This window comes from Trujillonella endophytica, assembly GCF_900110555.1.
Lineage (GTDB): Bacteria > Actinomycetota > Actinomycetes > Mycobacteriales > Geodermatophilaceae > Trujillonella > Trujillonella endophytica.
Genome location: NZ_FOEE01000020.1, coordinates 1 through 19,964, shown reverse-complemented (window position 1 = coordinate 19,964; position 19,964 = coordinate 1). Strand labels below are relative to the sequence as shown.

The following is a 19,964-nucleotide window of genomic DNA, read 5'->3' as shown; positions in this document are numbered from 1 at the left end:
CCGCGCCGCTCACCTGGCCCACGCGGGATCGGTGGGCACCGGGTGGCGGTAGACGTGCGCCGCGTTGCCGTGCGTCATCTGCGCGATCTCGTCGGCCGGCAGCCCGGACAGCATGCGGTCGACCGCGGCCTGGGTGTGCGGCCAGCTGGTGTCGCTGTGCGGGTAGTCCACCTCGAGCAGGATCCGGTCGACGCCGATGTGGTGGCGGGCCTCCATGCTGCGCGGCTCGTCGATGGCGCAGAACCAGAAGTTGCGCATCAGGAGCTCGGCCGGGCTGAGCTCCCCGGTCCAGTCCATGACGGCGCCGCGGGTCTGCGCCGCGCGCTCCATGCGCTCGCGCAGCATCGGCACCCAGCCGATGCCGCCCTCGGAGAGCACGATCCGCAGCCGGGGAAAGCGGATCGCGACCTGGGAGTAGACCCAGTCGGCGGCGGCCGACATCGTCTGCGCCGGCCAGAGCAGGCCGGTCACCGTCACCGGGGTGTCGCTGGAGACGCTGGGGCGCGTGGAGGACGACCCGAGGTGCAGGTTGATCACCGTGTCGGTCTCCTCGCACGCGGCGAAGAACGGCTCCCAGTGCCGGGTGTGGATCGAGGGCAGGCCGAGCTTCTCCGGGTTCTCCGAGAAGTGCACGGCCTTGAAACCGCGGGCGGCGTTGCGGCGCACCTCCTCGGCCGCCAGCACCGGGTCGCGCATGTAGCAGAGGGAGGCGGGGATGATCCGGTCCGGATAGGGACCGGCCCACTCCTCGGCCATCCAGTCGTTGTAGGCGCGGACGCAGGCCAGCGCGAGGGCGGGGTCGGGGAGGCCCCAGATCTTCTGGCCGCAGAAGCCCCAGACCATCGAGGGGAACGTGACCGTCGCGTAGACGCCGTCGATGTCCATGTCGCGGATGCGGGCGTGCACGTCGTACGTGCCGGCCCGCATGTCGGCGAACCAGAGGTTGCGCAGCAGGTCGTCGAGGTCGTCGATCCGGCGGCCGGCGGTGGAGTCCGCGCCGGTCCAGGTGCGCAGCTCGCCGGCCACCAGCCACGCCTGCGCCCCGTCGTCGTTGCCGACGACGTGCGGGACGTCGTCCCCGTAGCGGGGATCGACCCGGCGGGTGAACAGGTCGCCCGGCTCGCAGACGTGGTCGTCGACCGAGTACAGGAGGTACGTGCGCGGCTGCGGCTCGGGGTCGGGCAGGAACGTCACGGGCCGGTGCGCGATGCCCTGCCCCAGCTGCATCATCTCGTCGAACGTGCGAGCCATTGCGGGTTTCCTGTCGTCTGGGTCGGAACTCCCGTGCAGTGATCTGGGCCACTCGGGCCGCTTGCGTGTCTAGCACGAGGCGTGCGACCGTAGCAAGACCAGCCTTGCATCGCGGGCGGACGCATGCTCGGCGCTGAGCTCCCGGAGGCCTCATGTCCAGTGCACCGACACGGCCGGCGTCCCCCGTCCTGACGTTCGACCACACGGCGCCGGAGTTGATGGGCCCGCCGTTCTGGGACGCGGTGGCCGACCTGCAGCGGGTCGGGCCGCTGGTGTGGGTGGAGACCGGCGGTGGCTTCTGGGCGGCCACGTCGCAGGAGACGATCCTCGCGATCGCCCAGGACTGGCAGCGGTTCAGCTCCGCCGAGGGCGTCGGGCTGCAGCGGGCGACCTTCGAGCAGATGCCGCGCATCGTGCCGCTGGAGACCGACCCGCCGGACCAGCGCGCCTACCGCAAGCAGGTCAACCCGCACCTGGCCGTCAAGGCGCTGGCCGGGCTCGACGGCCCGATCCGGGCCATCGCCGACGAGCTGATCGACGCGTTCGTCGAGCGCGGGTCGTGCGACATCGCCGTCGAGTTCGCCCGGAGGTTCCCCGGCACGGTGTTCTTCCGGCTGATCGTGCACTCCACCGACGAGGCCTTCGTCCGGGCCGAGCGGTCGGCCCACGTCATCAGCTTCGAGAACGAGGACCAGGGCAAGCTGATCGAGGCCGTCGGGCAGCTCAAGTCCTGGGCGGCGGACGAGTTCGCCGCGCGCGAGGCCCGTCCCGGCAGCGGCGACATCGTCGAGGCGATCATGCAGCTCGGTCGCGCCGACGGGGTCGACGACGGGATGTTCACCGACTCCGACCGGCTGTCCGGGCTGCAGATCCTCGTGCAGGGGGGCATCGGCACGTCGGCGAGCGTCATCGGCTCGGCGATGCTGGCCCTCGCCCGCGACCAGGAGCTGCAGCAGCGGGTCCGCGCGGATCCGTCGCTGGTCCCCGGCTTCCTGGAGGAGGTCGTCCGGACCCAGTCGCCGTTGCCCATCGTCTTCCGCACCGCGACCGAGGACGTCGAGGTCGCCGGCCAGCGCATCGCCAAGGGCGACAAGGTCTGCCTGATCTTCGGTGCGGCCGGCCGCGACCCCGAGGTCTTCGACCGCCCCGGGGAGATCGAGCTCGACCGGCCGCACTGCCGCCACCTCAGCTTCGGGGCGGGCGTGCACCGGTGCATCGGCTCCAACCTCGCCCGGCTGCAGATGCGGATCGCGCTGGAGCAGCTGCTGGCCCGCCTGGGTCCGTTCTCGGTCCCGGACGGCGCCGAGGTCACCTACGACGGGCGCATGGCGCGCGGTCCGGCGTCCATCCCGCTGCGGTTCTCGCCGGCCGGCTGACGCCGGCCGCGCTCACCGGACGGCGAACCCGGCGTCCACGGGGAACTGGACGCCGGTGATCGGCCTGCCCTCGTCCGACACGAGGAACGCCACCGCGTTGGCGACGTCCTCGGGCTCGAGCATCGTGATGGGCAGGACGTTCACCGCGTTCGAGACCTCGGTCTTCCTGCCCGCGGCGGCGGCGGCCATCATCGCCTCGGCGACCGGGTTCTGCGTCATCCCGCTGCGCACCCCGGTCGGGTGCACCGTGTTGACCCGGATCCACTCCGGCCCGAGCACCTTCGCCAGCGTCTGCATCAGCGCGACCAGCCCGCGCTTGGCCGCGGCGTAGGCCATCGAGCTGGCCGCGATGCTCTCCAGCCCCTTGAGGCCCGCGCTCGAGCTGGTCAGCACGATCGAGCCGCCGCGGCCGGCCTCGCGCATCGCCGGCAGCGCCGCGCGGACGGTGTGGAAGACGCCGGTCAGGTTGGTGTCGATGACGTCGTTCCAGTCGGCGAGGAAGTCGTCGGACTCCGGGCCGAGCCGCAGCACACCGGCGTTGGCGATGACGATGTCCACCCGGCCGAACTCGGCGAAGCCCTTCGCGAACGCGGCGGTGACCGCCGCGTAGTCGCGGACGTCGGCCCTGGACACCACGATCCGCCGGTCGAGGGCCTCCACGAGCCGGACCGTCTCGGCGAGGTCGGCCTCGGTCGCGTTCGGGTAGTTGATCGAGCCGATGTCGGTGCACGAGTCCAGCCCGATGATGTCCGCGCCGTCGCGGGCCAGGCGCAGGGCGTGTGCCCGCCCCTGCCCCCGGGCCACCCCGGTGATGAACGCGACCTTCCCCTGCAGCCCACCGCTCATGTCCACCCCTCCGCGCCGTTGCGTGTGGGCCGGAGCCTAGCCCGCGACGCAAGACCGCCCTTGCGCCTCAGCCGGTGGTGGGGAGGCCGATCGCGGCGGCGTCGAAGGGGGCGCCGTCCAGCACGACCGTCTTGGGCTCGAGGTAACCGGCCAGCCCCTCCGGGCCGCCCTCGCGCCCGATGCCGGACATCTTCACCCCGCCGAAGGGCAGCCCACGGCCGCCCCGGACACCGTTGAAGCCGACCGTTCCCGAGCGGATCCGGCGGGCGGCGGCGAGCGCCTTGGCCGGGTCGTCGGTGAACACCGCCGCGTTCAGCCCGTACTCCGAGTCGTTGGCGACGGCGATCGCCTCGTCCTCGTCCCGCACGGCGATCACGCACTGGACGGGGCCGAACACCTCGGTGCGGGCGATCGTCGAGCCGTTGTCGACCGAGCGCAGCACGGTGGGCTCGTAGAACCAGCCGCGGTCCAGGTGGGACGGGCGCCGGCCACCGACGACGACGTCCGCGCCCTCGGCGACGCCCGCGGCCACCAGCGTCTCCACGCGCTCGCGCTGGCGGGCGGTGGCCAGCGGGCCCATCTGCGTGCCGGGGTCGAACGGGTCGCCCAGCCGCACCTGTGCCGCGGCGACCAGGGCGTCCACGAACTCGTCGTGCCGGGCGCGGGTCACCACCAGCCGGGTCATCGCCCCGCAGATCTGGCCGCTCAGGAAGCACTGCGCGCCGGCCAGGGTCTGCGCCGCGGTGGCGAGGTCGGCGTCGTCCAGGATCAGCGCGGCCGACTTGCCGCCCAGCTCCAGCGTGGTGCGGGCCATCCGCTCCCCGGCGAGGGCGGCGATCCGCCGGCCGGCCGCCGTCGAGCCGGTGAAGGCGATCTTGTCCACGCGGGGGTCGCGCACCAGTCGTTCCGACACCTCGCGGTCGGCGGCCACGACGTTCAGCACGCCCGGCGGCAGCCCGATCGACTCGGCGATCTCGGCGAGCACGTAGGCCTCGCCCGGCGCCTCGGGCGAGGCCTTGAGGACGACGGTGCAGCCGGCCAGGAGCGCCGGCGCGAGCTTGCTGGTGATCAGCGGCAGGGGCGCGTTCCACGGCACGATGGCGCCGACCACGCCGACCGGCTCGCGCACCAGGCAGGCCCGCACCCCGCTGAGCGCGCTGGTGACCGGCGTCCGGAAGGCGAAGGTGGCCGCCAGGTCGGCGTGCACGTCGTAGTCGGCGGCCAGCGCCGGGACCAGCGCCGCGGCCATGGCGTGCACGACCCCGGTCTGCCGGGTCCACAGCCGGGCCAGGTCGTCGGCGCGGGCGCGCACCCCGGCGGCCAGGGCCCGAAGGTGCTCCGCCCGCTCCGCCGGCTCCAGCAGCGGCCACGGGCCGGCGTCGAAGGCCCGGCGCGCGGCCGCGACCGCCCGGTCCAGGTCGGCGGGCCCGGCCTCGGCGACGGTCAGGAACGGCGTCCCGGTCGTCGCGTCCACCACCTCGAACGACGACGTCCCGGCCGGCGCCGTCCAGGCCCCGTCCACGAACAGCGCCTCGGGGTGGGCGATCTCCACGTCGTGCTCCCGCGGATCGGACATGGGGCGCCTCCTCGTGGGCGGGTGGCAAGGGCCTCCTTGCGACCCTAGTGCCCGAGGGGGCGGGTGGTGGCGCGCACGACCACGCGCCAGCCCGGCACCTCCGGCCAGGCGGGGGGTCGGCCCAGCGCGATGCGGGCGCAGTGGGCACCCTGCTCGCGCAGCGACTGCGCGACGGTGGTCAGCCCGGCCCGCTCGGCGGCCTCGCCGTCGTCCCAGCCGGTGACGGCGACGTCCGTGGGTACGGCGAGCCCCGCCGCGGCCGCGGCCCGCAGGGCGCCCGACGCGAGCTCGTCGCTCATCGCCGCGATCGCGTCCGGTGGTGCGGCGCCGGCCAGCAGGTCGGCCGTGAAGGACTCGCCCTCGCGCGCGTCGTTGACGGGGCACACCGCGAGGCGGAGGTGGCCCGGCGCCCGGCCGTCGGCCGTCCACGCGCTCCGCAGTCCCTCCCAGCGGGCCCGGGTCACCGGAAAGCGGATCTCCCCGACGTCGGGTCCCTCCAGCAGCTGCCGGGTGCGGCCGGGATCGAGCGGGAACGCGAGCACGACCGGGCGCCGGGCGCCGGCCCAGGCGATCCGGCCGACCTCCGCCGCGGCGGCGCGGTCGTCGATCCCGACGACCGGAAGGCCCCGCCCGCTCGGGCCGGAGTGGACGACGGCGGGCAGGCCCCGGGCGGCGACGGCGTCCAGCACCGGGTCGTCGTCGTTGGTCGTCCACACGACGAAGCCGTCCACCCCCGCCTCGGCGACGCGCTGGACGTCGCCCGGTCCGCCGGTCGTCGGGAGCAGGGTCAGGCCGACCCCCTCGGTGGCGCACACGTCGGCGACCCCGGCGAGGAAGCGGGCTGCCTGGGGGTCGTCGAAGGCGTAGGTCAGCCGCTCGCCCAGGACCACGCCGAGCGTTCCGACGCGGCCGCGGCGCAGGGAGCGGGCGGTGGGATCCGGGCCGGGGTAGGCGAGCGCACGCGCCGCCGCGCGCACCCGCGCCGCCGTCTCGGCGGAGACCCGTTCGGGCCGCGAGTAGACGTAGGACACCGTCATCGGCGACACCCCGGCGGCGCGGGCCACCTCGCGCATCGTCGCCCGCGCAACCGGGTGGTCGGCGGGCCGGGGCACTCGTACAGTCTAGTTGTGTATCGATACACAAGCGCTGGGGACGATGCCCCTGCCGCCGGTCTGGCGTTCCGCCGCGACGCGCCCACCGTGCTGTCCTACGCGACGCTGGTCTGCTTCACGTTCTGGCTCTACGCCTTCGGGCCGGCGCTGTCGCTGCTGCGGGCGGAGCTGCACTTCTCGTACACGCTGATCGGCGTCCACACCGCGATCTGGTCCGGCGGTTCGATCGTGGCCGGGGCCGTGTTCCCCGCGGCCGCCCGGCGGTTCTCCCGCGCGACGCTGCTGTGGTCCTCAGCGGTCGCGGCCGCCGCCGGGGCCGCGCTGTTCGTCGCCGGGCGCGGGGTCGAGGGAACGCTGGCCGGTGCCGGCGTGCTGGGCCTCGGCGGCACGATGCTGCTCACCGTCGTCCAGGCCGTGCTGTCCGACCGGCACGGCGCGCGGCGCGAGCGGGCGCTCGGCGAGGCCAACATCGGCGCCGCCGCGTGCGCCGTCCTCGCGCCCCTGCTGCTCGGCGCGCTGGCGGCCGGCCCGCTCGGCTGGCGCGCCGCGTTCGCCCTGCCGGCGCTGGGCCTGCTCGTGCTGCACCTGCGCTACCGGCGGCTGGTGCTGCCGGTTCCGGCCGCGCGGCGTACCCCGGGGCCGGCGCGGGCGGACGGGCGGCTTCCCCGGGCCGCGCGGCTGTTCACCGGCCTGGTCGCCGGCAGCATGGCCGTGGAGTTCTGCCTCGTGTACTTCGGCGCCGAGCAGCTCCGGGCGATCGGGCTGTCCCCGGCCGTCGCCGCGACCGCGATGAGCGGGCACTGCCTCGGGCTCCTGATCGGCCGCGTCGGCGGCGTGGGCGCGACCCGCCGGCCCGGTCGGACCGCGCCGCTGCTGTACGCCTCCCTCGCGGTCACCGGCGGGGGTTTCGCGCTGTTCTGGCTCACCTCCTCCCCGCCCCTGGCCGTGGCCGGCCTGTTCGTGGCCGGGGTGGGCGTCGCGAACCTCTACCCGCTCGCGCTCGCCCTGGCCCTCGGCGCCGCGGCCGGCCGTGAGGACGAGGTGAACGCCCGCACCCAGCTGCTCGGCGGGGTCGTGGTCGTCGTGGCGCCCTACTCGCTGGGCCTGCTCGCCGACCACCTCGGGCTGGTCGCCGCCTTCGGGGTCGAGCCGGCGCTGATCGTGGCGTGCCTGCTGCTGCTGATCGCGGGGACGCGGTCCGGGGGTGTGACGCCACGCGCTCGGGGTTTGACCCCGGCGGCCGCCGGGGAGGGCCGGAGGGACGATCCGTTCCCGCAATCGTAAGGAGACGCGCGATGACCGAACCCGGTACCCACAGCGCCGGTGAGGGCCTGTCCGACGAGGAGATGGTCGAGACCGTCGCCCAGCAGACCGACAGCGCCTCCGAGCACGCCGACGTCGCCGGCAAGGACTGGGACGGCGACCCCTCCGCCGCTCCCGCCCCGACCGAGTAGCGATCCTCCACACGGCGCCGTCCGGCAGTGACCGGGCGGCGCCGGGGCGCGGGAGGGGGCTGACAGACTCGCGCGGTCGACCGCCCGAGGAGGAGTCGCCCGTGAGCTCGCTGACCGCCCCACGTCAGGTTCCGGCAGCGGCTCCCGCGCCGTCGCCGCTGCTACGGCCCGCCCGGACGCTGACCCGCTACGCCCTCCGGCACGGGCTGCCCGGCCGCTTCCTGGCCCGCGCCGCCCGCGCCGGCGACCCCGTCGCGCGGATGCTGCGCGAGCGCGACCTCCGCGAGCAGCCGTACGCGGTGCACGACCGGCTCCGTGCCGCGGGCCCCCTGGTCCCCAGCGCCCTGGGTCTGGTGACGGCGTCGCACGCGGTGGCGCAGGAGGTGCTGCGCTCCGACCGCTTCGGGGTGGGCTTCGACGGCTCCGCCGTCCCGGGCCTGCTCGGCCGGGCGCTGCGCTTCGCCGACGAGCTCGACGCCAGCGGCGTCGCCGAGCGGCCGTCCATGCTGGTCGTCGACCCACCCGACCACACCCGGTACCGCCGGCTGGTCGGCCGGGCCTTCACCCCGCGGGCCACCGCGGCGTTCGAGCCGATGATCCGGCGCACCGCCGACGCGCTGCTCGACGACCTGACCGGCGCCGACGGCCCGGTGGACCTCGTCGACCGCTACGCCGCGCAGCTGCCCGTGCTGGTGATCGCGGAGCTGCTCGGGGTGCCCACCGACCGCAGGGCGGACTTCCTGCGCTGGGGCGCGGCCGCCGCGGCCACCCTGGACCCCGGTCTGCCACTGCGGCGCTACGTGGCCGCCGAGCGCGGGCTGCGGGCGATGCACGGCTTCCTCCGCGACCACTTCGACCACCTCCGCCGCGACCCCGGCGACGACCTGGTCAGCCGGCTGGTGGGCCTCTCCGGCGAGGAGGCGCTGACCGAGCGCGAGCTGCACGCCACCGTGCTGCTCCTGCTCGGGGCCGGCTTCGAGACGACGGTCAACCTCCTCGGCAACGCCGTCGTCGCGCTCGACGCGCACCGCGACCAGTGGGACGCGCTCCGCGCCGAGCCGGCGGGCTGGGCGAACGCCGTCGAGGAGGCCCTGCGGTTCGACAGCCCGGTCCAGCTCACGAGCCGGGCGGCCCGGGTCGAGGTCGAGGTTGCCGGCCGGCGGCTGTCCCCCGGCACGCGGGTCACGCTGCTGCTCGGCGCGGCCAACCGCGACCCCGACGTCTTTCCCGAGCCGGCCCGCTTCGACGTCACCCGGCGCAACGCCCGCGAGCACCTGGCCTTCTCCGCCGGGGTGCACTACTGCCTGGGGGCGGGCCTGGCGCGGCTGGAGGCGGAGGTGGCGCTGCGCGCGCTGTCCGAGCGCTTCCCGCGGCTGCGCATCGCGGGCCTCCCGGTGCGCCGCGACCTGCGCACGCTGCGCGGCTTCGAGGTGCTCCCGGTCAGCCTGCGCTGACCGGCTCCGGCGCGCGCTCGTCCACGGGCAGGACGGCGTCGCGGGCCGCTCCCCACCCGGCCCACGCCATCGGGACGACGGCGGCCAGCAGCAGGAGCAGGGGCCACGTCCAGCCGCGCGTGAGGTCGCGCAGCGCGCCGAGCAGGAGCGGGCCGGACGCCGCGACCAGATAGCCCAGGCACTGCGCCACCCCGCCGAGCCGCGCGGCCACCAGCGGCGTCGGGCTGCGCAGCACGATGAGGGTCAGCGCCAGCGCGAAGCCCGACCCCTGCGCCACGCCCCAGGCGCAGACCCAGACGAGCGTCCCGGAGGCGGGGGAGAGCAGCAGCCCCGCGAGCCCGATCGCGTACGCAGCGACCACGACGGCGACGAGGGGCCGCTGGCCGCGCATCCGGCCCGCCTGCGCCGGGGCGAGCAGGGCGCCGGCGGCCCCCACGACGTTGGACAGCCCCAGCAGCCAGCCGCCCTCGCCGGTCGGGACCCCGGCGTCGGCGAGCAGCGTCGGCAGCCAGGCGGCGACGGCGTAGAACTGCACGCTCTGCATCGCGAGGAACGCGCACACCCGGCGCGCCAGGGGGTGTCGGAGCAGCGACCAGGACCCGCCGGGCGGGACGTCGGCGCCGCGCCGGGACCGGCCCGTGCCGGCGACCGGGAGCCACAGCACCAGGCCGCCGAGGGCGAGGAACAGCCAGAGGCCCAGGGCGGTGCGCCAGCCGACGTCCAGGGCGTCGGCGAGCGGCAGCGTCAGCGCGGCGCCGGCTCCGGCGCCGATGTTGAGCGCGGCGGAGTACGCGCCCATCACCGCGCCCGGCCGGGCGAACTCCCGCTTCACGTACGCCGGGAGCAGCACGTTGGCCAGGGCGATCGCCGCGCCGGCCAGCAGGCTGCCGGCGTAGAGCAGGGCGACGGGCGACAGCAGCCGCAGCGCGATGCCGGCGGCGAGCAGCAGGAGCGAGGCGCCGACCGCCGTCTCCAGCCCGACCCGCTGCGCCAGCCGGGGCGCGACCGGAGCGAACGCTCCGAAGCAGAGCACCGGGACCGTGGTCAGGAGCCCGGCCAGGGCCGAGGAGAGCCCGGTGTCGGCGCGCAGGTCCGCCAGCAGCGGCGCCACCGCGACGACGGCGGGGCGCTGGTTGAGCGCGACCGCGACGATCGCGGCGACCAGCAGCCACGTGCCCAGCCGCGATCGACCCGCCCGCCCGTGCGCCATCGCGACGAGCCCACCACACGGTCCGGCCGGCGGCAGGGCCGGGCCCCGGCGGTCTCGCGGTCGTCGTGCTTTGCCCACCCGGGTAGGCAGAGCACGAAGGGCGAGGTCGCCCTCTCACCGCCGCGGCGCTCGTGCTCTGCCCGGTGGTGTGGGCAGAGCACGACCGCGCGGGAGGGGGACGCCGCCCGGCTCCGGGAAGCCCGGCTCCGGGGCCGCGCAGGGGCGGACCGCGGCGGACGCCGTCAGCCGGCGGGGGTCAGCATCCCGGCGCCGACGGTGGCGTTCGTCGCCTCGTCGACCACGATGAACCGGCCGGTCACCCGGTTGCGCAGGTAGTCGTCGACGAACAGCGGCTGCGTGGTGCGCAGCTGAACCCGGCCGATGTCGTTGAGGCCGAGCTCGGTGGCCCCCTGCTCGCGGTGCAGCGTGTTGACGTCGAGCCGGTAGGTCAGCTCCTTGACCACGGCGCGCACCGAGCGGGTGGTGTGCTTGATCGCCAGCCGCTGGCGGGGCCGCAGCGGCTCGTCGGCCATCCAGCACACGAGCGCGTCGAGGTCCTGGGTCACCTGCGGGGCGTTGGCGGGCCGGCAGATCAGGTCGCCCCGGGAGACGTCGAGGTCGTCGGCCAGCCGCACGGTGACCGCCATGGGCGCGAAGGCCTCCTCGACGGGGCCGCGGGGGCCGTCGATTGCGGCGATCGTCGTCGTCAGCCCGCTCGGCAGCACCTGCACCTCGTCGCCGGTGCGCAGCACGCCGCTGGCGACCGTGCCGGCGTAGCCGCGGTAGTCGTGGAAGGCGTCGGACTGCGGCCGGATCACGTACTGCACCGGGAACCGCGGGTCGGTCAGGTTGCGGTCGCCGGCCACGTGCACGTGCTCGAGGTGGTGCAGCAGCGTCGGGCCCTCGTACCAGGGCGAGTTCGGCGAGTGCGTGACGACGTTGTCGCCGTTGAGCGCCGAGATCGGGACGACGGTCAGGTCGGGCACGTTCAGCTTCGCGGCGAACGCGCTGAACTCGTCGCTGATCCGCTCGAAGACCTCCTCCGACCAGTCGACGAGGTCCATCTTGTTCACCGCGACGACCAGGTGCGGCACCCGCAGCAGGGAGGCCAGGAAGGCGTGCCGGCGGCTCTGCTCGAGCAGGCCCTTGCGGGCATCGACCAGCACGATGGCGAGGTCCGCGGTCGAGGCGCCGGTGACCATGTTCCGGGTGTACTGCACGTGCCCGGGGGTGTCGGCGAGGATGAAGGTGCGCCGCGGGGTGCTGAAGTACCGGTAGGCGACGTCGATGGTGATGCCCTGCTCGCGCTCGGCGCGCAGCCCGTCGGTCAGCAGCGCCAGGTCGACGTAGTCGCCCTTGCTGGCGCGGGCCACCGCCTCGTACTGGTCCTCGAACACGGCCTTGCTGTCGTAGAGCAGCCGGCCGATGAGCGTGCTCTTGCCGTCGTCCACCGAGCCGGCGGTGGCGATGCGGCAGATGTCCTTGCGCGCGGTGGCGATCTCGGCGGCGTGCTCGGCGACGGCGGAGTGGACGTCGACGACGCCGTCCACCTCGGTTCGGTCGTTCATGCGGCCCATCATCCCCGACGGTGCCCCCGGCTCCGCGGCGACGGCGTCCGGGGGCCGGTCGATGCGTCCCGCGGGACCGGGGTCAGGCCCGACGGGTGGCGCCGCCGTCGACGCTGATCACCTGGCCCGTGATGTAGGCGCCGTCGTCGGACATGAGGTGCGCGGCGGTGGCGGCGACGTCCTCGGGAGCGCCGAGCCGGGACTTGATCCAGGTGCGCTTCACCGCGTTCTGGACGAACTCCGGCGGCAGCTCGGCGAGGGCCCGGGGGTGCACGATGAGCCCCGGTGCGATCGCGTTCGCCCGGACGCCGTTGCGGCCGTAGCGGGAGGCGACGTGCCGCATGAGGGCGAGGCCGGCGGCCTTGCTCATGGCGTACGGCAGCCGGGTCGTCTCGCCCAGGTACGCGGCGGCGGAGCTGGTGTAGACGATCGACCCGCCGCCGCGCTCGATCATCGGCGGCAGCGCGAGCTTGGTGCACAGCAGGTGACCGCGCTGGTTGACCCGGACCGCCTCGTCGAAGACCTCGAGCGGCAGGTCGACGACGCCGACGCCGTCCGCGCTGTCCACGAAGCTGGCGAAGTTGACGTGCAGACCGTCCAGCCCGCCGTAGGCACTGACGGTCGTCGCGACGGCCGACGCGATCGAGTCCTCGTCGGCGCCGTCCAGGTGCACCGCGACCGCCCGGCCGCCGTCGGCGACGATCCGGTCGACCACGACCTGGGCCGCCGCGAGGTCCAGGTCCCCCAGCACGACGCCGGCACCCTCGCTCGCGAAGCGCGCGGCCAGCGCTCCGCCGATCCCGCCGCCACCGGCGACGAGCACGCCCTTGCCCTCCAGCCTGCGCACCTAGAAGTAACCCTCCTTCTTCCGGTCCTCCATGGCCGCGTCGCTCACCTTGTCGTCGCCGCGGGTGGCGCCCCGCTCGGTCATCCGGGTCACGGCGATCTCGGCGATGACCTCCTCGACCGTGACCGCGTGCGAGCGGACGGCGGCGGTCAGGTTCGCGTCGCCGACGGTGCGGTAGCGGACCGTCTCGCGGAACACGTGCTCGCCGTCGCGGGGGCGGATGAACTCGTTGACCGCGTAGAGCATCCCCTGGCGCTCGACGACCTCCCGCTCCTGGGCGAGGTAGAGCGGCGGGATGGCGATGTTCTCGCGGGCGATGTACTGCCAGATGTCGAGCTCGGTCCAGTTCGACAGCGGGAAGACGCGGAGCGACTCGCCGATGTGGATGCGGCCGTTGTAGAGGTCCCACAGCTCGGGGCGCTGGTTCTTCGGGTCCCACTGGCCGAACTCGTCGCGGAAGGAGAACACCCGCTCCTTGGCGCGGGCCTTGTCCTCGTCGCGGCGGGCGCCGCCGAACAGCGCGGTGAACCCGTGCTCCTCGACCGCGTCCAGCAGTACCGGCGTCTGGATCCGGTTGCGGGAGCCGTTGGGCTCCTCCTTGACCGTGCCGGCCGCGATCGCGTCGGGCACGGAGGCGACCACCAGCTGCACGCCGAGCTCGGCGACCCGCTTGTCGCGGAAGTCCAGCACCTCGGGGAAGTTCAGCCCGGTGTCGACGTGCATCACCGGGAAGGGGATCCGCGCCGGCGCGAACGCCTTGCGGGCGAGCTCCAGCATCACGATCGAGTCCTTGCCGCCGGAGAAGAGCAGCACCGGGCGCTCCAGCTCGGCGGCGACCTCGCGGATGACGTGGACGGACTCGGCCTCCAGCGTCTCCAGCTGCGTCAGCCGGTAGTCAGGACTCGTCACGAACTCAAGGCTCCCGAGCTGGGGGACGGCGGACAGGTGGAGGCACCTCGATCCAGCAGCAACCGCACCGGATCGGAGGGGATTCCCCGACCAGTGTCCGCCATGACGCTCAGCGCACGGCGGCCAGGAGGTCGGCGGCCAGCTCCGGGCGGCAGACCAGCAGGTCGGGCAGCCACGGGTCGGGCGCGTTGTAGCGCAGCGGAGAGCCGTCGAGCCGGCTCGCGTGCAGCCCCGCCGCGAGGGCGACGGCGACCGGGGCGGCCGAGTCCCACTGGTACTGGCCTCCGGCGTGGACGTAGGCATCGACCTCGCCCCGGACGACGGCGGTCACCTTGTAGCCGGCCGACCCCAGCGGCACGAGCTCGCCGCCGACGGCCCGCGCGGCCGCGGTGGCGACGGCGGGGGGCCGGCTGCGGCTCACCGCGATCCGCGGGCGAGCGGTCACGGTCCCCGGCAGCGCCGGCGCGGGGTCGGTGACGAGTTCCTCGTCCAGCCCGGGCAGGGCCACGGCGGCGGCGCCCAGCCCGCCGGCGGCCCAGAGGGCGACGTGCACCGCCCAGTCGACCCGGCCGGGCTCGCCGTACTCGCGGGTGCCGTCGAGCGGGTCGACGATCCACACCCGGTCGGCCGCGAGCCGGCGCGGGTCGTCGGCGGCCTCCTCGCTGAACACGGCGTCGTCGGGCCGCTCGCGCCGCAGCACCGCCGCGATGGCCTCCTGCGCCGCCGCGTCCCCGGCGTCGCCGAGCTCCCGGCCGGTGAGCCCGCCCCCGCGCAGCTCCAGCAGGACCTCCGCGGCGGCGCGGGCCGCCGCGACGGCGACCGCGACGTCGGTCACGGCGCCACGACGGGCGCGGTGGCGTCCGTGGGCCGGATCTGCACCGGCTTGCGGCCCGGCTGGGTGTGCCGGCCGGAGCCGTCGGTGACACCGGCGAAGTAGCTGTCGACGGTCTCGGTGCGCGGCGTGACGAAGACGCCGCGCGCCTCGACCAGCGGGCGGTCCGGAGTCGCGGCCAGGGCGATGCTCCCCGTGACGATCGTCTTGCGTCCGGCGGACTCGCCGACCCGCGCGGCGAGGACGACGGGGGTGTCCAGCGGCACCGGCCCCCGGTAGTCCAGCTCGAGCCGGGCGGTCATCCCCCACAACCCGGCGTGGATCGCGGCCCCGCCGAGGACCTGGTCCATCACCAGACCGCTCATGCCGCCGTGCAGATAGCCGGGCGGCCCCTCGTAGGCCAGCCCGAAGACGGTCTCGGCGATCACGCCGCCGTCGACCACGCGCAGGACGACCGGCGGAGCGAGCGCGCTGCCCACCCCGCTGACCATGTTGAAGACCTGGCGGAACGCGAGCACGTCGTCCAGCGGCGAGAGGTGGCCGGCGGGCCGGCGGCTCGCCGCCAGCCGCTCGGTCAGCTCGCGCGCGCCGGCCGCGGCGGCGCGCAGGTCGGCGGCGGGGACGTCGGTGCGCACCGATGCGTCGACCAGCCCCCGCAGGGCCTCGCCCAGGTCGGTGACGGCGGCCATCAGCTCGGCGTCGTAGGGCGGTTCCTCGGGGTGCGTGCTCACGTCTCCGACGGTAGCCAGCGGGGCTGCGGGCTCAGGCGGGGACCCCGGTGCCCGCGGGCGCTCCGGGCGGCTCCGGCGGACCGCTGCGCGGCAGGCGCACCGTGAACACGGACCCCCGTCCGGGCGCGGTGGTCAGGTCGACCGTGCCGCCGTGCGCGGCGACCAGCGAGGCGACGATCGCCAGGCCCAGGCCCGTTCCCCCGGCCGCGCGGTTGCGGCTGGGATCGGCGCGGTAGAAGCGCTCGAACACCCGCGCGGCGTCTCCGGCCGCCAGGCCCGGCCCCTCGTCGGCGACGGTGACGACCACCCACCCGCCGTCGTCCTCCTGGTCCGGAAGGCCGGCCTCCTCGCCGAGCGTGACCGTCACCCGGGCGTCGCCGGGGGTGTGCACCAGCGCGTTCGTGACGAGGTTGCCCACGACCTGGCGCAGCCGCGCCTCGTCTCCCAGCACCACGGGGAGCTCGGTCAGCGCCGGGTCGAGGACCAGCTCCAGCGGCCGGTCCGGCTGCAGCGCGCGGGCGTCGTGGACGACGTCGCCGGCCACCTCCGCGAGGTCGACGGGGGTGACGGTCAGCGGTCGCTGCTGGTCCAGCCGGGCCAGCTGCAGGAGGTCCTCGACCAGCACGCCCATCCGGGCGCCCTCGGACTCGATGCGCTGCATCAGCCGGCCGACGTCGTCGGGATCGCGGACGGCGCCCTGGCGGTAGAGCTCGGCGAAGCCCCGGATCGACGTCAGCGGGGTGCGCAGCTCGTGGCTGGCGTCCGCGACGAACTGGCGCATCCGCCCCTCGGAGCCGCGCGCCTGCTCCTCCGAGGCGCGCTGCGCGGAGAACGCGCTCTCGATGCGGGCCAGCATCCCGTTGAGCGCGGCCGAGAGCCGGCCCACCTCGGTCCGCTCGTTCCCCGCCGGCACCCGGCGGGAGAGGTCTCCGGCGGCGATGGCCCGCGCGGTCTGCTCCACCTCGGCGAGAGGGCGCAGGCTGTTGCGCACCAGCATGTACCCGGCGGCGCCCAGGACGGCCAGCACCACCAGCCCGACGAACAGCTCGATGCGCACGAGCCGGGCGATCGCCTTCTCGTCGCTCTCGAGGTCGACGCCGACGACCAGCGTGTAGCCGCCGCGCAGCTCCCTCGACGCCAGCCGCCACGCGTCGCCGTCGGTGTGCACCGTCACCGGGCGCCGGTCCTCCCGCAGCTCCTCGACCTCGTCCTCGCTCAGCTCCGGCAGCCCGCCGTCGGCCTGCCCCTGGGGGGCGCCGATGACCACCGGCTCGTCGCTGTCCGGCAGCACGCACGCGATGTAGTACGGCGTCGGTTGCGGATAGGCGGTGTGCAGGCAGGCAGCCATCAGCTCGGGCCCCCCGAGGTTGGCGACCGTCCCGCGCAGCTCGTCGTCCCGCTCCTGTTGCAGGTAGTCGCGCAGCAGGGAGGCGGTGGCGAAGCCGGTCGCCAGCAGGGCGACGCTCAGCAGCGCGACCATCAGCGCCACGAGGGTGACCCGGAGGGGAACCCGGGGGCCCCGCGGGTCGGGCGCGGGACGACCCGTCATGCGCCCCGCGGCAGCCGCAGGGTGTAGCCGACCCCCCGGATGGTGTGCAGGAGACGGGGCTCGGTGGTGTCGACCTTGCGGCGCAGGTAGGAGATGTAGGACTCGACGACGTTGGCCTCGCCGTTGAAGTCGTAGTTCCACACGTGGTCCAGGATCTGCGCCTTCGACAGCACCCGCCCGGCGTTGGCCATCAGGTAGCGCAGCAGCTTGAACTCGGTGGGGGAGAGGCCGATCAGGGTGCCGGCCTTGACCACCTCGTGCGACTCCTCGTCCAGCTCGATGTCGGCGAAGGTCAGCCGCGGCGCCTCCGCCGCCCGCTGGGCGCCCGCGCTGGTGCGGCGCAGCACCGCCCGGATCCGCGCCACCACCTCGTCGAGGCTGAAGGGTTTGGTCACGTAGTCGTCCCCGCCGAGGGTCAGGCCCGACACCTTGTCCTCCGGCGCGTCCCGGGCGGTGAGGAACAGGACCGGGGTGTGCCGGCCGGTCTCCCGCAGCCGGCGCACGACGCCGAAGCCGTCCAGCCCCGGCATCATCACGTCGAGCACGAGCAGGTCGGGCCTGAAGGACGCCGCCATGGCCAGCGCCTGCTGACCGTCGGCCGCCGTCGCCACCTCGAAGCCGGCGTAGCGCAGGCTCGCCGACAGCAGTTCACGGATGTTGGGCTCGTCGTCCACCACGAGCAACCGCGCCTCCGGCGCGCGCCCGGCGGAGCCGCCCTGATCCCGGGTCCCCTGCACGGCTCCTCCCACAGAACGCACCGATGCCGTCGTCATGACACGAGGGTCGGTCCGGCGGCTGCGCCCGGACTGGACGCTACCTGTGAACTCCCTGGACGCCGCGCCGCCGCGCAATTCCGCGCTTCCGCGCCGTGCAATTCCGCGCTTCTGCCCGGTGCAATTCCGCGCTTCTGCACGGGGCGACGGCGCGCGGGCGGTTCGGGCTCAGCCCGCGGGGCTCATCGCCCGGCCGCGGCGCCAGTAGCCGATGGCGTGGTGCCCGGCGCGGCCGAGCCCCCAGCGTGCGCGGAGGTCGGCGCGGATCGTCCGGACGGCGGCGGACTCCGCGGCCACCCACGCGAACACGTCGTCCGCGGCCGGCGGCTCCAGCGCCGCGACCGCGTCGGCGAGCAGCGTGCCCTCCCCGGGCGGGGTGCCGTCGCGGTGCAGCCACCGGACGGTCACACCGGCCGGTGCCGCCAGCGGCTGCTCTTCCCGCGGGCCCTCGACCTCCACGAGGGCCAGGCCGGTCGTCGTGGGCGCGGCCTCGGCCAGGATCCGGCTGATCGCGGGCAGCGCGGTCTCGTCCCCGACCAGCAGGAGGGAGGCGGCCGGCCGGATCCCGAGGTCGCCGCTGCCGGCGATGCCGAGGAGAGCGCCCGGGGCGGCGGCCGCGGCCCACGCCGCCGCCGGGCCGTCGCCGTGCAGCACGAAGTCGATCTCCACCTCACCGCGGGCGGGGTCCTGCCGGCGGGCGGTGTAGCTGCGCAGGGCCACCCCGTGGGCGCCGATCGGCCAGACGACGCGGCCGTCGCGCGCCACCGTCGGCCACCGGGGGGCGGGATCGCCGACGCGTGGCACCAGCAGGTTCACCGTCGGTCCGGCGGCCGCGACCGCCTCCGCCGTCCCGGTGAGGGTGACCCGGCGCACGGTCGGCGTGGGGACGGCGACCGCGACGGCGGTGAGCACGTCCACGGCGCGCGGGCCGTCGTCGGGAGCAGTCACACGGCAGAGGGTAGGCAGCGGCCGCACGCCCGGTGCAGCGCCTCGGGCCGGACGTGGGCCGACCCGGCCGACCCCGGGGGAATGGAGTCGACCGAGCCGGCGATCGAGGACGGCGGAATCACCGTGGGTAGTCGCAGGACCCGCATCGATCCGCGGTTTTCCGGCTCTCACGCCCGTCGACGACCACGCTAGGTGAAGGGTCGGTCGGGAGCAGCGCCCGCAGGGGTGAACCTGGAGCACGCCCGGGTGATGTGTGTCCGGGCGACCAGGGGGGCACGGCACGAGGACGGGCCGGGCACCGGCCCGTCCGCACCGGGAGGACCAGATGGCGAAGGACCTGCAGAAGGGTGACCACGTCACCTGGAAGAGCCACGGCGGCGAGGCGGAGGGCACCGTCCGGAAGAAGATCACCACGGACACAGAGGCGGCCGGCCGCACGGTCCGCGCGAGCTCGGACGACCCGCAGTACGAGGTGCAGAGCGAGAAGAGCGGCGGGACGGCGGTGCACAAGCCGTCGGCGCTGAAGAAGACGTGATCCCCCGGATCCCCGGATCGACCAGCACACAGGAGGCACCCGTGAGCGAGAGCGACGACCAGTTCGCCGGCGTTTCGTCGCGCAGCACCAAGCACAACCCCCGCCTCGACGAGGAGCTCGAGCACGAGATCCAGGGGATGCTCAGATCCGACCACGCCACCCGCTCGCAGGAGTGGCGTGAGGTCGAGCCCGTCGCCGAGGGCGACCCCGACCTCACGGCCGACCCGAGCGGCACGCTCGTCGGTGGGGTGCCGGCCGGCACGACCGGGGACGCCGTCCTCGCCCGGGCCGAGCTCGCGCGCTGGCTGGACCGGGCCGACTTCCCGAGCAGCGGTCCCGCCCTGGTCGAGGCGGCGCTCGACCACCGCGCCCCCGACGCCGTTATCGACGAGCTGCGCCGGCTGCCCGAGGGCGAGACCTACGAGCGCATCGGCGACGTCGTCCGTGCGCTGGGCTACCCGACCGAGACGTGAGCGAGGGGGGCGGGCCGGCTCAGGACCCGGCCCGCTCCTCCGCCTCCCCCTCCTCCTGGTCGTCCTCGGCGATCTCCTCGGCGCCCCGGCGCCGGAACAGCTTGGAGCCGGGGAAGCCCTTCACCACCTGGCGCAGGTCCTGCATCGTGTCGACGAGGTCGTGCACGTCGGGGCCGACCCCGTCGAGGGTCTTGAGCACCGGCAGCACATCGTCGTCCAGGTGTCCCAGCAGGGTGGGCAGGCGGTCGATGATCGCGACCATCGCCTCGATCTCCTGCGCCGACAGGCTCTCGGCGAGGCGCTGCACGACCGGGACGAGCTGACGCAGCGGTCCCTCGAAACCGGCCAGCAGCGGGTCCACCCGCGCGATCACGGCCTCGGCCCGGCCCACGGCGCCCCCGGCCCGCTCGATCGTCCCGCCGACGGCGCCGATGGCGGCGTCGGCCTTGCGCTGGGTGTCGCCGACGGCGTCGATGGCTTCGTCGGCTTTGCGTTGGGTGTCGCCGACGGCGTCGATGGC

The 19,964-nt window shown here is 75.1% G+C and carries 19 protein-coding genes and 1 pseudogene; 6 read left to right on the top strand and 14 right to left on the bottom strand.

The window, feature by feature from the left end; all coding sequences use genetic code 11:
• Positions 1-9: 9 nt before the first annotated feature.
• Complete coding sequence (locus BMY88_RS21650) at positions 10-1,251, bottom strand: amidohydrolase family protein (protein WP_091948906.1); 1,242 nt, start codon at positions 1,249-1,251, stop codon at positions 10-12.
• 152 nt (positions 1,252-1,403) lie between these two features.
• Between BMY88_RS21650 and BMY88_RS21645 the strand changes: the two genes are divergently transcribed.
• Positions 1,404-2,627, top strand: coding sequence for a cytochrome P450 (locus BMY88_RS21645; RefSeq protein WP_091948903.1), 1,224 nt, complete (start codon positions 1,404-1,406; stop codon positions 2,625-2,627).
• A 12-nt stretch (positions 2,628-2,639) separates the two neighbouring features.
• On the opposite strand, the gene BMY88_RS21640 is transcribed toward BMY88_RS21645, so the two are convergent.
• The 3 genes from BMY88_RS21640 to BMY88_RS21630 all read right to left on the bottom strand — a co-directional run bounded on the left by BMY88_RS21640 (position 2,640) and on the right by BMY88_RS21630 (position 6,161).
• The gene (locus BMY88_RS21640; protein ID WP_091949049.1) at positions 2,640-3,473 is read right to left on the bottom strand and encodes a mycofactocin-coupled SDR family oxidoreductase; all 834 of its coding nucleotides are present in this window, start codon (positions 3,471-3,473) and stop codon (positions 2,640-2,642) included.
• A gap of 67 nt (positions 3,474-3,540) precedes the next feature.
• The gene (locus BMY88_RS21635) at positions 3,541-5,049 is read right to left on the bottom strand and encodes an aldehyde dehydrogenase (RefSeq protein ID WP_091948900.1); all 1,509 of its coding nucleotides are present in this window, start codon (positions 5,047-5,049) and stop codon (positions 3,541-3,543) included.
• A 44-nt stretch (positions 5,050-5,093) separates the two neighbouring features.
• Positions 5,094-6,161, bottom strand: coding sequence for a LacI family DNA-binding transcriptional regulator (locus tag BMY88_RS21630; protein ID WP_211435771.1), 1,068 nt, complete (start codon positions 6,159-6,161; stop codon positions 5,094-5,096).
• A gap of 15 nt (positions 6,162-6,176) precedes the next feature.
• Here BMY88_RS21630 and BMY88_RS21625 point away from each other — a divergent pair, with 15 nt between their 5' ends.
• The 3 genes from BMY88_RS21625 (at position 6,177) to BMY88_RS21620 (ending at position 9,069) form a co-directional block, all read left to right on the top strand.
• A complete protein-coding gene (locus BMY88_RS21625; protein ID WP_170861234.1) occupies positions 6,177-7,445 on the top strand; it encodes an MFS transporter in 1,269 nt (422 codons plus the stop codon).
• A gap of 11 nt (positions 7,446-7,456) precedes the next feature.
• Positions 7,457-7,615: a hypothetical protein gene (locus tag BMY88_RS24000; RefSeq protein WP_170861233.1), complete on the top strand. Its 159-nt coding sequence runs from the start codon at positions 7,457-7,459 to the stop codon at positions 7,613-7,615.
• A 101-nt stretch (positions 7,616-7,716) separates the two neighbouring features.
• The gene (locus tag BMY88_RS21620; protein WP_244524846.1) at positions 7,717-9,069 is read left to right on the top strand and encodes a cytochrome P450; all 1,353 of its coding nucleotides are present in this window, start codon (positions 7,717-7,719) and stop codon (positions 9,067-9,069) included.
• Here BMY88_RS21620 and BMY88_RS21615 read toward each other — a convergent pair.
• The 9 genes from BMY88_RS21615 to BMY88_RS21575 form a co-directional block, all read right to left on the bottom strand.
• On the bottom strand, positions 9,056-10,279 hold the full coding sequence (locus tag BMY88_RS21615) for an MFS transporter (RefSeq protein WP_091948891.1): 1,224 nt from the start codon (positions 10,277-10,279) through the stop codon (positions 9,056-9,058). The genes BMY88_RS21620 and BMY88_RS21615 overlap by 14 nt on opposite strands.
• 242 nt (positions 10,280-10,521) lie before the next feature.
• On the bottom strand, positions 10,522-11,847 hold the full coding sequence (locus tag BMY88_RS21610) for a sulfate adenylyltransferase subunit 1 (protein WP_091949043.1): 1,326 nt from the start codon (positions 11,845-11,847) through the stop codon (positions 10,522-10,524).
• Between the two features lie 82 nt (positions 11,848-11,929).
• Positions 11,930-12,694, bottom strand: coding sequence for an SDR family NAD(P)-dependent oxidoreductase (locus BMY88_RS21605; protein WP_091948888.1), 765 nt, complete (start codon positions 12,692-12,694; stop codon positions 11,930-11,932).
• Entirely contained in the window at positions 12,695-13,603 is a 909-nt protein-coding gene (gene cysD / locus BMY88_RS21600) for a sulfate adenylyltransferase subunit CysD (protein WP_091948883.1), read from the bottom strand.
• A gap of 109 nt (positions 13,604-13,712) precedes the next feature.
• Positions 13,713-14,438 carry an inositol monophosphatase family protein gene (locus BMY88_RS21595; RefSeq protein ID WP_091948881.1) on the bottom strand — a complete coding sequence of 242 codons (726 nt, stop codon included), beginning with the start codon at positions 14,436-14,438 and terminating at the stop codon, positions 13,713-13,715.
• On the bottom strand, positions 14,435-15,166 hold the full coding sequence (locus BMY88_RS21590; RefSeq protein WP_244524845.1) for a PaaI family thioesterase: 732 nt from the start codon (positions 15,164-15,166) through the stop codon (positions 14,435-14,437). The genes BMY88_RS21595 and BMY88_RS21590 overlap by 4 nt, the downstream gene beginning before the upstream one ends.
• Positions 15,167-15,197: 31 nt before the next feature.
• Positions 15,198-16,646, bottom strand: a complete 1,449-nt coding sequence (locus tag BMY88_RS21585; RefSeq protein ID WP_244524844.1) for a sensor histidine kinase — start codon at positions 16,644-16,646, stop codon at positions 15,198-15,200.
• A 65-nt stretch (positions 16,647-16,711) separates the two neighbouring features.
• Positions 16,712-17,452 (bottom strand): response regulator transcription factor, encoded by a 741-nt coding sequence (locus BMY88_RS21580; RefSeq protein ID WP_091948874.1) that lies wholly within the window; start codon positions 17,450-17,452, stop codon positions 16,712-16,714.
• Positions 17,453-17,656: 204 nt separating this feature from the next.
• Positions 17,657-18,436: a siderophore-interacting protein gene (locus BMY88_RS21575; RefSeq protein WP_091948870.1), complete on the bottom strand. Its 780-nt coding sequence runs from the start codon at positions 18,434-18,436 to the stop codon at positions 17,657-17,659.
• Positions 18,437-18,761: 325 nt separating this feature from the next.
• On the opposite strand from BMY88_RS21575, the gene BMY88_RS21570 reads away from it, so the two are divergent.
• Positions 18,762-18,971 (top strand): hypervirulence associated TUDOR domain-containing protein, encoded by a 210-nt coding sequence (locus BMY88_RS21570; RefSeq protein ID WP_091948867.1) that lies wholly within the window; start codon positions 18,762-18,764, stop codon positions 18,969-18,971.
• A gap of 41 nt (positions 18,972-19,012) precedes the next feature.
• On the top strand, positions 19,013-19,444 hold the full coding sequence (locus BMY88_RS21565) for a DUF2795 domain-containing protein (RefSeq protein ID WP_091948864.1): 432 nt from the start codon (positions 19,013-19,015) through the stop codon (positions 19,442-19,444).
• A gap of 19 nt (positions 19,445-19,463) precedes the next feature.
• Here the strand turns inward: BMY88_RS21565 and BMY88_RS23995 are convergent.
• Positions 19,464-19,964, bottom strand: a pseudogene (locus tag BMY88_RS23995) (hypothetical protein); the annotation flags it as partial.